General features: G+C 62.3%; 12 protein-coding genes. 4 read left to right on the forward strand and 8 right to left on the reverse strand.

All coding sequences use genetic code 11. The features are described from left to right. Positions 1 to 5: 5 nt before the first annotated feature. Positions 6 to 1,664 (reverse strand): putative bifunctional diguanylate cyclase/phosphodiesterase, encoded by a 1,659-nt coding sequence (locus EL2594_RS03885; RefSeq protein ID WP_011413752.1) that lies wholly within the window; start codon positions 1,662 to 1,664, stop codon positions 6 to 8. Between the two features lie 171 nt (positions 1,665 to 1,835). On the opposite strand from EL2594_RS03885, the gene EL2594_RS03890 reads away from it, so the two are divergent. Next, complete coding sequence (locus tag EL2594_RS03890) at positions 1,836 to 2,249, forward strand: EVE domain-containing protein (RefSeq protein ID WP_011413753.1); 414 nt, start codon at positions 1,836 to 1,838, stop codon at positions 2,247 to 2,249. Between the two features lies 1 nt (position 2,250). On the opposite strand, the gene EL2594_RS03895 is transcribed toward EL2594_RS03890, so the two are convergent. Next, positions 2,251 to 3,912 (reverse strand): thiamine pyrophosphate-binding protein, encoded by a 1,662-nt coding sequence (locus EL2594_RS03895; RefSeq protein ID WP_011413754.1) that lies wholly within the window; start codon positions 3,910 to 3,912, stop codon positions 2,251 to 2,253. A 134-nt stretch (positions 3,913 to 4,046) separates the two neighbouring features. On the opposite strand from EL2594_RS03895, the gene EL2594_RS15080 reads away from it, so the two are divergent. Further along, positions 4,047 to 4,256 carry a hypothetical protein gene (locus EL2594_RS15080; protein ID WP_011413755.1) on the forward strand — a complete coding sequence of 70 codons (210 nt, stop codon included), beginning with the start codon at positions 4,047 to 4,049 and terminating at the stop codon, positions 4,254 to 4,256. Here EL2594_RS15080 and EL2594_RS03900 read toward each other — a convergent pair. Continuing rightward, entirely contained in the window at positions 4,253 to 5,608 is a 1,356-nt protein-coding gene (locus EL2594_RS03900) for an MFS transporter (protein ID WP_011413756.1), read from the reverse strand. The genes EL2594_RS15080 and EL2594_RS03900 overlap by 4 nt on opposite strands. A gap of 139 nt (positions 5,609 to 5,747) precedes the next feature. Between EL2594_RS03900 and pgsA the strand changes: the two genes are divergently transcribed. Next, positions 5,748 to 6,356 carry a CDP-diacylglycerol--glycerol-3-phosphate 3-phosphatidyltransferase gene (pgsA, locus tag EL2594_RS03905; RefSeq protein ID WP_011413757.1) on the forward strand — a complete coding sequence of 203 codons (609 nt, stop codon included), beginning with the start codon at positions 5,748 to 5,750 and terminating at the stop codon, positions 6,354 to 6,356. A 54-nt stretch (positions 6,357 to 6,410) separates the two neighbouring features. Here pgsA and EL2594_RS03910 read toward each other — a convergent pair whose 3' ends face one another. From EL2594_RS03910 to rnd, 3 genes are all read right to left on the reverse strand, one after another. Continuing rightward, positions 6,411 to 6,746, reverse strand: coding sequence for a PilZ domain-containing protein (locus EL2594_RS03910; protein WP_011413758.1), 336 nt, complete (start codon positions 6,744 to 6,746; stop codon positions 6,411 to 6,413). 98 nt (positions 6,747 to 6,844) lie between these two features. After that, entirely contained in the window at positions 6,845 to 7,741 is an 897-nt protein-coding gene (locus EL2594_RS03915; RefSeq protein ID WP_011413759.1) for a hydrogen peroxide-inducible genes activator, read from the reverse strand. A gap of 9 nt (positions 7,742 to 7,750) precedes the next feature. Further along, positions 7,751 to 8,956, reverse strand: a complete 1,206-nt coding sequence (gene rnd / locus EL2594_RS03920) for a ribonuclease D (RefSeq protein ID WP_011413760.1) — start codon at positions 8,954 to 8,956, stop codon at positions 7,751 to 7,753. Between the two features lie 199 nt (positions 8,957 to 9,155). Here rnd and aspS point away from each other — a divergent pair, with 199 nt between their 5' ends. Then, positions 9,156 to 10,970: an aspartate--tRNA ligase gene (aspS, locus tag EL2594_RS03925; protein WP_011413761.1), complete on the forward strand. Its 1,815-nt coding sequence runs from the start codon at positions 9,156 to 9,158 to the stop codon at positions 10,968 to 10,970. Between the two features lie 51 nt (positions 10,971 to 11,021). Here the strand turns inward: aspS and EL2594_RS03930 are convergent, their stop codons facing one another. Both EL2594_RS03930 and EL2594_RS03935 read right to left on the reverse strand, forming a co-directional pair. Beyond that, positions 11,022 to 12,758 (reverse strand): hypothetical protein, encoded by a 1,737-nt coding sequence (locus tag EL2594_RS03930; protein ID WP_155805959.1) that lies wholly within the window; start codon positions 12,756 to 12,758, stop codon positions 11,022 to 11,024. Between the two features lie 322 nt (positions 12,759 to 13,080). Next, positions 13,081 to 13,512: a ferritin-like domain-containing protein gene (locus EL2594_RS03935; protein ID WP_011413763.1), complete on the reverse strand. Its 432-nt coding sequence runs from the start codon at positions 13,510 to 13,512 to the stop codon at positions 13,081 to 13,083. Positions 13,513 to 13,755: the final 243 nt, after the last annotated feature.

The following is a 13,755-nucleotide window of genomic DNA, read 5'->3' on the forward strand; positions in this document are numbered from 1 at the left end:
CGCGATCAGGCCGACTTTTGCAGCGGCTCGTCCTCGTCGGAGGCCGGATCGGTACCGGGCTTGTCTTCGATGCCGACCAGCAAGCCTTCCTTTTCGAGGCGCTTGCGCACGTCGGACGCCGATTCCGGGCGCCCGTAGAGATAGCCCTGGCCCTTCATCTCGCCCATCTGCTGCAGCGTTTCCAGAATGGTCGCGTCCTCGATCCCTTCCGCCGTGATCGGCATTTCGAGCCCGGCACCAAGCGAGATGATCGCCGAAACGATCTTGGAATTGGCGTCCTCGTCTTTCAGCTCGCTGACGAAACTGCGATCGATCTTGATCCGGTCGAACGGCAGCGATCGCAATTGCGACAGGCTCGAATAGCCGGTGCCGAAATCGTCGAGGCTGATCTTTACGCCCTGGTTCTTGAGGCTGGTGATCATCGAGCGCACCACCCCGACATTGTCGTGCAGGCAGCTTTCCGTGATCTCGATATCCAGCCGCTGGGCGGGAAAATTGCATTCCTGCAGCAGTTTGAGGATCTTCTGCGAGAACCACGGATCGCGCAGCTGTACCGGCGAGATATTGACGGAGATCGTCAGCGATGGATCCCATTCCTTCGCGTCCCGGAAGGCCTGGCGCATGAGGCCTTCGGAAAGCTCCGCGATGACGCCGATATCCTCGGCGATCGGAATGAAAATCTCGGGGCTGATCATGCCGAGCTTGGGCGAATTCCAGCGTGCGAGCATTTCGAAACCCATCAGGCGACCGGTGGCAATATCGACCTGCTGTTCGTAATGGGGAACGAACTCACCCTTTTCGACGCCGATGCGTATGCCGCGCTCGAGCTGGTTGCGGAAGCGCAGCTCGTTTTCCATGGTTTCTTCGAACCAGTAATAGCGGTTCTTGCCCTGCCGCTTGGCATGATACATCGCGATGTCGGCCTGGTGCATCAGCACCTGCGCGTCGGTCTCGTTCTGCTCGCCATGGCGGCCCGACATCCCCGAAGCGATGCCGACCGAAACGGTGACATCGACCTTTTGCGACTGGACCGCCATCGGTTTGGCCAGGCTGTCGATCAGGCGCGAGACGAATTGTTCGACCAGATCGGGGGAAGTCTTGTCGTAGGGATGCACGATCGCGAACTCATCCCCGCCGAGCCGCGCCAGCAATCCGTCGCGCGGCAGCAGTGACGACATCCGGTCGGCTGCGCGGACCAGCACATCGTCCCCAGCCTGGTGACCGTTGAGGTCGTTGACCTGCTTGAAATTGTCGAGATCGACCATGATGAAGGCGATTGCGCGGCCTTCCTTGTGCGCCTTGTCGATCGCACGATCGGTTTCGATGGTCGCGCTGCGGCGGTTGTTGCAGCCGGTGAGCGGATCGATTTCCGCGAGCTCGCGCGCCTTGGCCTCGGCGGCGCGGCGGGTGTCGATTTCCACCGTGAGTTCGCGGTAGCGGCGCCAGCCGAAGATGATCAGGGCGATGTTGAGGATCAGGGCGCTGCTGAGAACGCTGCTGGGGCCGTCCGCGCCGCCGCTGCTCCATTGTTCGACGATCTGCGGCAAAACGGCGCTGCCGGTGCCGATGAACATGATGATCGCAGCTGCTGCAATGCCGAGTGCGACGACGTCGCGTCGCGCATTGGCGAGGCCGTCAGCGACCTTGCTCGTGTGGGTCCCCATTATCCCCATCCTCAAATGCCCGAAAATCGAGCCGAATTGCCTTTGTCTATGCCCATCCCCCCTGAAAATTGCGTAAAATGAGCCTTAACTTCGCGCTTACCTTGATTGCGCGCCGCGCTTTGCCCATCAGGGCCGCAGCTTCCTGCGCACACGATCGGAGATGCAACATCCATGGCTCGCTACTGGCTGATGAAATCGGAACCCTCCAAATACGGCTGGGACGATCTCGTCGCGGAGGGAGAAGGCGTGTGGGACGGGGTGCGCAACCATCGCGCCAAGAACAATCTCGCGGCGATGGAAGTCGGGGATCAGTGTTTCTTCTACCACTCGCGCGAGGGGCTGGAGATTGTCGGTATCTGCGAGGTCAGCGTGGCCGGCATCACCGATCCGACCGACCCTGAAGGCAAGTGGGCGGCGGTGAAGGTAAAGCCGGTGCGCAAGCTCGAACAGCCGGTTACGCTCAAACAGGTCAAGGCCGATCCGCGGCTGACGGAGATGGAACTGGTCAAACTATCACGGCTGTCTGTGGCCGAGGTCCGTCCCGAGGAATGGGATATAGTGTTGGAATTGGCCGGGGAAAGGTAAGCTAGCGACTGCGCAGCCCGCTGATTGTCGCGCCGCTGGCGGCCAATTGCTCGACATCGATCAGACAGTGGATCAGCCGCAGGCCGCTGCGTCCCTCGGCCTCTACCAGCCCAGTCTTGAACTCGTCGGTCGTTTTTGCACGGGCTGACCAGCCGCCATAGGATTCTGCGAGTGCAGCGAAGTCGGGGTTTTTCAGCTCGGTGGCCGAAATCCGCTCAGGAAATTCCCGTTCCTGGTGCATCCGAATGGTGCCGTAAGCGCCGTTGTCGACGATGATCACCATCAGGTTGAGACTATATTGCGCAGCGGTCGCCAGTTCCTGCCCGTTCATCAGAAAATCGCCATCGCCCGCGATTGCCACCACGGTCCGATTGGGGAAGCGCCGCGCCGCCGCGACCGCAGCTGGCACGCCATAGCCCATCGCGCCGCAGGTCGGGGCTAGCTGGGTCGGATGGCCCCGGTAGCGCCAGTAGCGGTGCCACCAACCGGCGAAATTGCCCGCGCCGTTGCAGATGATGGTATCGGCTGGGAGCGTGTCGCGCATGAAGGTGACGCAGCGGGCAAGGTCGAGTTGCCAGTCGCCCGGCGTGGCGGTGGCCCATGCCTCCCACTCGGCATGCGCCTCTGCGCCAGCGTCGAACGAAATGACGGAATTTTCTTCCCACAGCGCCGCGGCTTCGGCGAATTCGCCCATGTCGGCGCATAGCGACAGGTCGGTGCGATAGACGCTGCCGAGTTCGTCCGGGTCGGGATGGACGTGGATCAGCATCTGGTCGGGGTGATCGGGCGTGATGAGGGTATAACCTTCGGTCGTCGCTTCCCCAAGCCTCGCGCCAACCGCAAGAATCAGATCGGCATTCCTCACACGCTCGACCAGCTTGGGATTGGGACCATATCCCAGGTTCCCGGCGTAGACCGGTGAAGCAGGAGAAATCGCATCCTGCCGGCGAAAGGCGGTCGCGACGGGCAATCCGATCCGCTCGGCGAACAACTGGAAATGCTCGCGCGCCTTGGAGTGCCAGCCAGCGCCGCCGATGATCGCCACGGGGGAGGCGGCATCGCCGATCATGGCCATCATCGCTTGCATCGCGTCGGGACAGACCGCTTGCGCCGGTCGGGCAACTTGCGGGCGAGGGCGCGCGGTCGTCGTATCGGAGAGCATGTCTTCGGGAAGCGCCAGCACCACCGGCCCGGGACGCCCCGACATCGCAACCGAATAGGCCCGTGCTACGAATTCCGGGATACGGTCGGCACTGTCGATCCGCGCGGCCCATTTCGCGATCGGACCGAAAAAGGCGAGAAAATCGATCTCCTGAAAGCCTTCGCGTTCGCGCATATCGCGCCCGACATCGCCGACGAAGAGGATCATCGGCTGCGAATCCTGCAACGCGACATGCACGCCGATACTGGCATTGGTCGCGCCCGGGCCGCGGGTGACGAAGGCGACCCCCGGACGGTTGGTCATCGCCCCGTCGGCGCAGGCCATGAAGGCGACGCCGCCTTCCTGCCGGCAGGTGACGACATCGATCGAGCCGTGTTGGTGCAGCCCGTCGAGCACCTGCAGGAAGCTTTCGCCGGGGACGGTGAAGACCCTGTCGCAGCCCTGCTCGACAAGGCAGTCGACGAGCAGGCGGGCGGCATCGGGAGTGGTGGATCGAGTCATGGCCCGATTCTCTAGCGCCAGCCTTCGAGGACGACAACGCGGCACCGCGTCATGAACAGGGACAGTTAACGTCCCATCCTGCGACAGGCCGGAATGGCCGGGAGCGCGATGGTTACCGAAACGTTAACACCGCCATGATGACGACGAAAACACAACGACGGTCGCTGGTCCTAACCGACGAAGGCGCGCGCCATCCCTTCCTTGCGAGTTTGCCTCCCCATGTGCGCGCGGTCGACGCACCGCAATCTGCGCGCAACACCTGGCAGATCACCCGCGACGATATGCGCGGCTTCGGCAGTGCCTATTTCGCCTGCCTCGCGGCGGCGCTCGTTTTCCTGATCTAGGCGGCGGCCAGCGCTATTTGGTCGCGCAATTCCGCGCGATGGAGGCGGTGGCCCAGCCACGCCGAAATCAGGCACATCGCAGCACTCAGCAGGAGCTGCTCGGCGATCGGTAGTCCCGCCGCCGTCAGCGCCATCGCCAACAGAGCTCCGCCCACCATCGCACCCGAATTGACGATGTTGTTCGCGGCAATGGTGCGCGAAGCCTGGTCGGTCGAAACGCGGGTGGTGAGAAAGGCGTAGAGCGGCACCACGAACATGCCGCCGGCGACCGAGATACCGAGCAGGCACAGCAGCAGCACCGTCGCCATCGGCCAGGCGATGAACTCGGCCACGTCGAGCAGGTCGGTCGGCTGGTCGGCCTGCCACAGCTTGCACACGACGTAGAAGGCGACGACGAACGCCCCCATCACGATGACCGACAGCGGCGAATAGCGCGCCGAGACATCGCCTTTCAGCATGTGGTTGATCGTCACCGAGCCGATTGCCACGCCGATGGAAAACACGACCAGAAAGACGCTGGCGACTTCCTTGCTGGCCATGATGACGTTCTTGGCGAGCGGCGGGAACTGGATGAACAGCACCGCGCCGATGGTCCAGAAGAAGCTGATCGCGAGAATGGCGTAAAAAACCTGCCGGTCGTGCATCGTGTTGCGCACCAGCGCGATCGAGGCGCGGATTATGTGCCAGTCGATCTTTTCTACCTTTCCGAGCGGGGGTGCGCTGGGCACCTGGCGCGCCGAAATATAGCCGAGGATAGAGACGCCGATAATGCTCGCGGCGGCGAACTGGACCGGGATCCAGCCGGCGAGGATCGTCCCAGCCAGGATCGCCACATAGGTGCCCGCTTCGACCAGCCCGGTTCCGGCGAGCACTTCGTCCTTGTGCAGGTGCTGCGGCAGGATGGCGTACTTGATCGGGCCGAGAAAGGTCGATTGTACCCCCGTGAGGAAGAGCGCGAACAGCAGCAGGACGATGGGGAATGTGGTGTCGATAGTGGTGAACCCGAGCGGGATCGAAACCGGCATCTCGAAACCCCGCCACGACAGGTAAAGCCCCATCGCCCCGATCAGCATCAGCCCGATCTCGCACATCTTGACGATGCGGATGATCCGCGCCTTGTCGCGCATGTCGGCCAGCTGCCCGGCCACCGCGGAAAGCAGGAAGAAGGGGAGGATGAAAAGGCCCGACGCGACCGCGCTGAACAGTCCCTCCGCCTCTTCCGAATTGTAGACAAAATAGACCACGAACAGCACCATCGCGGTCTTGTAGAGGTTATCGTTGAAGGCATTGAGCAGCTGTGTCGTAAACAGCGGCAAGAAGCGGCGGCGGCGCAGCAATTTGAGCGTCGTCATGAAATTCCCTTATCGGGGCGAGTAGGACCGCGTTCAGCCCGGCCCTGTTGGCGCCTCGTTCTAGAGCAGACAGAACGGTTGGCAACCACACGCACCATCTTTCTCCGCGCTCCTAGCTGGGCTAAACGGCGGACCAGCCATGCTGACGCTGCCGAACATCCTGACGTTGTCGCGCATTTTCGCTGTGCCGTTGCTGGGCTTCTTCCTCTGGTGGCCCGAATGGCAGGTGGGCTATGCGATCGGTTTCGTGCTCTATTGCGTGATCGGCATAACCGATTTCTTCGACGGCTACCTCGCGCGGGCGCAGGGGACGGTTTCCAAGCTCGGCGTTTTCCTCGATCCGATCGCCGACAAGATCATGGTTGCCGCAGTCATCCTCGTGCTGACCGCGCAAGGCTACCTTCGAGGGCCGTATGTGGGGGACCTCCACGCGATCGCGGGCCTCGTCATCCTCGTTCGCGAGATTGCCGTGTCCGGGCTGCGCGAATATCTCGCCGGGCTGCAGGTGTCGGTGCCGGTCACCAAGCTCGCCAAGTGGAAGACGACACTGCAATTGCTGTCGCTCGGCGCGCTGATTTTGGGCGGGGCAGTGCATGGCCCGCCGCCGGCGACGCTGGCCGAAGCGAATCTCCGCCTCGCGGACCAGTGGGTGCACCTGATCGGGCTCGCCAGCCTGTGGGGTGCGGCAATCCTGACCCTCATCACCGGCTGGGATTATCTGCGGGTCGGCCTCAAGCACATGGACTGATCCATCGCGGCAGGAAGGCGCGCGGTCCGGTAGGCGATTCGGGTTGGGAAAACCTCAGCCGTGCAGCGGCAGGCCGAAGCGATCGCGTGGATCGCCTGCGTCGAATTTCTCCGCGACGGCGGAATAGCCCAGCATTTCGACGATCTTCTGGTGCAGCGGCGTGGCAAACTTGATGCCGGCCTTGTTGTCGATACGCCAGACGATATGGCCCTGCGCCGTCGCGATGTCATTGAGATTGACGCTGACTTCGGCACCTTCGACGGCGCCGCGATTGCGCATTTCGAGCATGCAGCCACCGCAGGAAAGGTTGTAGAGCGTCGCGACATCGCGCTCGCCTTCGACGGTGACATCCACCTCTTCGTCGGTGGAAAAGCGGTTGAACGAACGCATGGATTGCGACCCCCCCGTTGCTGCAAGTCCAGTCAGGAACAATACCTATGCGGGAAGATACCCAAGAATTGGTTAACCCGCGTTAGGCACGCGGAGGGTCAACCCGCGCGGAGTTCTTCGCCGAGAAGGCGGAATTCGTCGGAACGCGGCGAGTTCTTGCGCCAGATGAGTGCGATCTCGCGCTTGGCGGCGGGCGACATGAGCGGGCGTGCAACGACGTCGGTGCCGGTCAGGATCCCGGCCTCCAGCGCCATTTCGGGCAGCATGGTAAGGCCGAGCCCGTTGTCGACCATTTGTACCAGTGTGTGCAGCGACGTGCCGATCATTGTCGCGCTGCCGCGCAATTCCGGGCGGTTGCAGGCAGCGAGTGCATGTTCCTTCAGGCAATGCCCGTCCTCGAGCAACAAAAGCCGGCCTTCGTCGATCATGTTCGGCTTGACGGTCTCCGGCGGGTCGCGCGGATCGTCCTTCGGGAACGCAACGTACAGTGCGTCGTCGGAAATGTGCTCCATCTCGACCTCGCCGGTCGCGAAGGGCAGGGCCAGCAGCACGCAATCGACCCGCCCGTGATGCAGCGATTCGACCGCATCGTGGCTGGTCTCCTCGCGCAGAAACAGCTTGAGTTCGGGCCGCTCCTTGCGCAGCCGCGGCAGGATACGCGGCAGTAGAAACGGCGCGATGGTGGGGATGACGCTCATCCGCAGCGTCCCCGATAACGGCTTCCCCGCCGCCTGGACCAGATCGCTGAGTTCCTCCGCCTCGCGCAGCAGCCGGTGCGCTTTCTCCACCACCTGGTTGCCGAGCGGCGTGAAGCGCACCACGCGCCGGCTGCGCTCGACCAGCGTCACCCCCAGCAGCGATTCCAGCTCGCGGATGCCTGCGCTGAGAGTGGACTGGGAAACGAAGCTCGCCTCTGCCGCCCGGCCGAAATGGCCATGCTCGTGCAACGCGACGAGATACTGCAACTGCTTGATGGTGGGGAGGTACGTGGACATGGGCGTGCACTATTCCGCTGCCTGCTGCGCTTCTTCCAGTTCGCCGGCCATATCGTCCACATGGGTCATGATGAGCTTGCCGTCCTTGACCGCGAAGGCCGTCTTTCCTTCGACCAGTTCCAGCGCGTCCTTGCCGAAGACATCGTAACGCCAGCCCTGCAGGATCGGCAGGTCGCGGACGCCGGCGGCGAGGGCTTCCATCTCGTCGGCCTTGGTCAGCAGCCGTGGGGCGATGTCGATCTCGCGGGCGCGAATCTTGAGGAGGAGCTTCAACAGGTCCGCCACCAAGGCGCCTTCCTTGCCGAGCGGGGCGCCGCGCTTCACCTTGGCGGGCATTTCTTCCTTGGGCAGCGGCTCGGCATTGGCCAGCACTTTCATCAGCCGCTTGCCGATATCGTTGTCGCGCCAGGCTTGGCTGAGGCCGCGCACCTTGGCGAGGTCGCTCTGCTTCTTGGGCGGATGGCTGGCGATATCGGCCAACGTCTCGTCGCGCACGATCCGGCCGCGCGGGATGTTCTTGTGTTGCGCTTCGCCTTCGCGCCACGCCGCCAACGCTTTCAGGCGTCCCAGTACCTGCGGGTTGCGCCCCTGAGAGCGGATGCGGCGCCACGAGACGCTGGGGTCGTTCTCGTAATTGGCCGGATCGGCGAGCTTGTCCATTTCGGCATTGAGCCACGCCCCGCGGCCGGTCTTCACCAGCTTGTTCAGGATCTTGGGGAAGATCTTGGCGAGATAGGTGACGTCGCCGATGGCATATTCGATCTGCCGGTCGGTCAGCGGGCGGCGGCTCCAGTCGGTGAAGCGCGCGCCCTTGTCGATCGTCTTGTTGAGCCAGCTTTCGACGAGGTTGGCGTAGCCGATCTGTTCGGACTGGCTGATCGCCATCATCGCGATCTGCGTGTCGAAGATGGGGAAGGGCGTCTTGCCCGTGAGGTTGTAGACGATCTCCACATCCTGCCCGCCGGCATGGAAGACTTTAAGGATATCCTCATTCTCGCACATCAGGTCGAGCAGGGGCTGCAGATCGATCCCGTCGGCCAGCGGATCGACCGCGGCGGCTTCTTCCTCATTGCCGATCTGGATCAGGCAGAGTTCGGGCCAATAAGTGTTCTCGCGCATGAATTCGGTGTCGATGCAGACGAATTCGTGTTGAGCGAGGCGATCGCACAGCTCGGCCAGCGTTGCGGTATCGGTGATCAGGTCGTGTATCTTCATCGGTCTTTCTTCGGTTGGGCGGAGTACCGCCCTCGGGAATGATCCCATTCGGAGCCTGCCCGAGGCCAAGCATGGCTTGACAAAGGGCAGAGCTTCCCCTGTTAGCGCGCGCGAATTCCGGCTAGGGGCCTTGTCGCCCCGCGCAATCGCGAACGCGCGCGCCCTTAGCCTCATAGCTCCGAAAATGGAAAGATTTTAGATGCACGCCTATCGTACCCACAACTGCGCAGCGCTGAGCAAGAAAAATGTCGGCGAAACCGTCCGCCTGTCGGGCTGGGTGCACAACAAGCGCGACCACGGGGGCGTGCTGTTCGTCGATCTGCGCGACCATTACGGCATCACCCAGATCGTCGCGGACGAAGACAGCGCGGCGCTGCCGGTACTCGACAAGCTCAAGCTGGAGAGCGTCGTCACCATCGACGGCGACGTGAAGGCGCGCGATGCCGAGGCGGTCAATCCGAACCTGCCGACCGGCGAGATCGAAGTCTTCGCCCGCTCGGTCGAGATCCAGAGCCGCGCCGAGGAACTGCCGCTGATCGTCAATTCGGCGGAGGACTATCCCGAGGATGTGCGCCTCAAGTACCGCTTCGTCGACCTGCGGCGCGAACGTCTGCACCGCAACATCATGCTGCGGAGCCAGGTCATCACCTCGATCCGCAACCGCATGACGGCGCAGGGCTTCACCGAGTTCCAGACGCCGATCCTAGCCGCCAGCAGCCCCGAGGGCGCGCGCGACTATATCGTGCCGAGCCGGTTGCATCCGGGCACCTTCTACGCGCTGCCGCAAGCGCCGCAGATGTTCAAGCAGCTGCTGATGGTGGCCGGTTTCGACCGCTACTTCCAGATTGCGCCGTGCTTCCGCGATGAAGACCTGCGCGCCGATCGCTCGCCGGAATTCTACCAGCTCGACTTCGAAATGAGCTTCGTCACGCAGGAAGACGTATTCCAGGCCATCGAGCCGGTGCTGGCGGGCGTGTTCGAAGAGTTCGCGAACGGCAAGAGTGTGACCAAGTCGGGCGAATTTCCGCGTATTCCCTATGCGGAAGCGATGCTCAAATACGGCACCGACAAGCCCGACCTGCGCAACCCGCTGGTCATCAGCGACGTGACCGATCATTTCCAGTCGAGCGGTTTCGGCCTGTTCGAAAAGATCGTCGGCATTGGTGGCCGCGTCCGCGTGATCCCCGCGCCGAACACGCAAGAGAAGAGCCGCAAGTTCTTCGACGACATGAACGACTGGGCGCGCAAGGAAGGCTTTGCCGGGCTGGGCTATGTCACGCGCAAGCAGGGCGAATTCGGCGGTCCGATCGCCAAGAACCACGGTCCCGAAAACATGCAGAAAATCTACGACGAGCTCGGCCTCGGCGAGAATGACGGCCTGTTCTTCGCCGCGGGCAAGGAGAAGGACGCCGCGAAGCTCGCCGGTGCCGCCCGTACCCGTGTCGGCGAGGAATTGGGCCTGATAGAGCAGGGCTGTTTCAAGTTCTGCTGGATCGTCGACTTCCCGATGTTCGAATACGACGAAGAGCTCAAGAAGATCGATTTCAGCCACAATCCCTTCTCGATGCCGCAGGGCGAGATGGAGGCGCTGGAAAACAAGGATCCGCTCGAGATCCTGGCTTGGCAGTACGACATCGTTTGCAACGGCTACGAGCTGTCGTCGGGCGCGATCCGGAACCACAAGCCGGAAATCATGTACAAGGCCTTCGAGATTGCCGGTTACGACCGGGAAACGGTGGACCGTGAGTTCTCCGGCATGATCGAAGCCTTCAAGCTCGGCGCCCCGCCGCACGGTGGCTCTGCGCCAGGAATCGACCGTATCGTGATGCTGCTGGCCGACGAGCCCAATATCCGCGAAGTGATCGCTTTCCCGCTCAACCAGAAGGCGCAGGACCTGATGATGGGCGCACCCAGCCAGGTTCCGCCCAAGGCGCTGCGCGATGTGCATATCCGGACGGTCGAACCGCCGAAGAAACAGCAGGTCGGCACCCATCTTGTGAACGACGACAGCTAAGGCGTTCCCTGGACTGGCGCGCTGCGCGATGCCCCGCCCGAGTAGCGATGATCAACCGCGCTGTCTTGCGGCCCACTGTTCCAGCTGCGCGTTGCAAGCATCCTCGATAGTCTTGGTATCTGCGTTGAATTCGCGCCGGATCTCTCTTTGGCGGGCGCGGCTGACGTCGCTCGTGAAGAGGACCAGTCCCCAATCGATGCCAAGCTTGTTGATCTGAACGTCCTTCTTGGTCGCTCCGATAAATCGGCCGTCCTGCCCCACCGTGCCGACATTGTAGGCAATCGCGCTTCCGCCATACCACGATTTATTGCGATATTTTCGCGGGCGATTGCTGCGTTTGGCTTGCGAACATTCGAATTTGCCGGCTTGGGTCCTTACCTCGGCGCGGCCATTGGCATAGCTGACGACCTGCCAGTTTCGAAACGGTATCAGCGTCTCCCCGGTGTCGGACACAACGCCATTCCCGCCATTGCGATGAACTATTTCAAACTTCGTCGTATCGGCCTCCGCGATCGCTGGGAGTGTGGTCTCGCTATCGTCATCGGCTTCGGCCAGCCGCTCGGCTTCCTTGCGAAGCTCGCGATCGAGCGCCGCCAGCTTGCCGTCGATTAGCGCGAGGTCGCGTTGCAGCGAGCCGACGAAATCGGCCGCGCGCTTGGTGTGGGCCAGTTCCTCGTTGAACACGTCCCACTCGCGTTTGAGCGCGTCGATCGCGGCGGCCTTGTCGGTCAGTGGCTCGCGGGCCTGTTCCAGCGCGGCCAGCTTTTCCGCGCGGGCTTTCTCCAAGCCGGGTTTTTCCGTCGCCTCGACCGGCCCGTCGGCGCGGCTGACTGCCAGTTCTTCGCGCGCATAGTCCTGTTCCAGCGCTTTCAGTCGCGCGACCTGCTCGGGCGAGATATCGTCGCTTAGGCGCGCCTGAGCGAGCGCTTGCCCAGCCTGCTTGTGCAATCGGTTCAGAGTCGCCACCGCAGCTTGCCATTCCTTGAGATATCGATTGCCCGCCGCCCTGTTGCCGCTCGCTTCTACCGCAAGGTCGAGCGCCTGCGCTTCGGCCTTGATCGGGTTCATCTCGGTGAGCTTGCCCGAATAGTGGATGAGATCGCTCGACGCGCGGAACTCCGCATCGGGTTCGGTCCCGCCGCGCGGAGCGACCATTTCGGCCAGCTTGCGACGGAAATTTGCCACATCGGGGCTGTCCTCCTGTGCCAGTACGGCCCAGTCCTTCAACAGTGCGCGTGCACCAAACTGGTCGTATTTTAGCTTCCATACCGAAAGCTTCGTGATCGCCATATGCGTTCCCGCATTGAGAGTGTTGCGTTGGCACTCGAGCGGCTTTTCGCAGCCCACCATGAGCCAGACGGCCATGATCTCGTCGCTTGGCGTCTTGGGCGAAAGCTCGGTGTTCCAGCGCCCGATCCGCCCCATCGGCAAATCGCCGCGATCGAGATCGCGCATGCCCTTGGCGTAGCAATAATTGGCGTCGCAATTGGTGAAATAGCTCTTCCCCTTGATCGCCTTCTTGGGTGCGCGGATGAGGAATTCGACCCGCATCGCAGCATCGGTGCTGCGTAACGCGCCGAATTTCTCGGCGACCGCCGGATATTTCGCCATGTCGCCATTGCCGGGCAGGCTTGCCACCAGTGGGCGAAAGAGCTTGGCTTGGTCGCGCGGATCGCCCGCGACGTTCCACTTCATGCTGTAGCTTTCGACCGGCTGGCCCATCAGGCCCCACCATTCTAAGCGCAGCGTCAGTTCGCCTTGCGCAGGGGTCTCCCAGATGAAGAACATATCGCTGTTGCGAGCTTCGACGATGTAACGATCATCCTGTTTTGGCTGCCAATCTTGCGCGTTCGCGAATGCGGCGCATGTCAACGCGGCCAAGGCCAGAAATTTGCTCGCTACGGTTCCGACCGCGCGGCCGTTCCTCGCGAGAACCGATTGTGATTGCCCCATCGTCATGCCGTCCCCCTCGCTGGCTACGATTCGGGATACAGTGCAAGACATTGCTCCGATTGTAAATTTTGGCCGGGCAAGAGAAGGGTTGCGCGGATACGAAAAAGGGGCGCGGCCTGCACCGCGCCCCTTGCTTTTCGCTCTGGCGAAAGACCGATCAGTCGGTCATCTGCGCGATCGTGTCGCCGAAGCGCTCGCCCTGGCTGATTTCGGCGTAGCACTGCTGCACGATCTGCTGTTCCTGCGGTTCGAGATTGCCGCTTTCGATGGCGGACTGGAACTTCTCCTTGAGATAGTCCTCGCCTTCTTCGACACGCTCGGCCGCCGCTTCGTCGTTGTCGCCGAAGGCCGAAGTGATGCTGGCCCACATCTGGTGGGCTTCGCCGGAGAGCGTGCCCTTGGTGACCAATTCGTCGCCCTGGCGCTGCAATTCGGCGTTCATCTGTTCGAGGGTCTGCCGACGCGCCTCGCACCGCTGTTGTAGCGCCTGTTTGAGCTGCGGGCTGTTGGCGTTGTCGGCCGCCTGGCGGTAGCCTTCGACGGAATCGAACGTGGTGTCGGTGAGCGATTTGAAGGTTGTCGAAGCCATTGATATTTCTCCTGTTCCTGGGGACTGACTCGACAACGCCCGGATACGGGCTTTGGTCCCGCGCCTCGTCGCTCGCCGCGGGCCCTTGGGCGGTTTTGTTCTTAACCTATGTTAGGAGCCAGCCTGCCACCGCGGCCATCGCTTGCCGCCGCTTGCTTTTGCGCGATCCATTCGTTTGCTAAAGTCCCGGTCCCCCTTGCGCGCGCGCCTTGCGTTCATTAGGGCGAAAGCCAATATTCACAA

It is taken from the genome of Erythrobacter litoralis HTCC2594 (assembly GCF_000013005.1).
Taxonomy (GTDB): domain Bacteria; phylum Pseudomonadota; class Alphaproteobacteria; order Sphingomonadales; family Sphingomonadaceae; genus Parerythrobacter; species Parerythrobacter litoralis_A.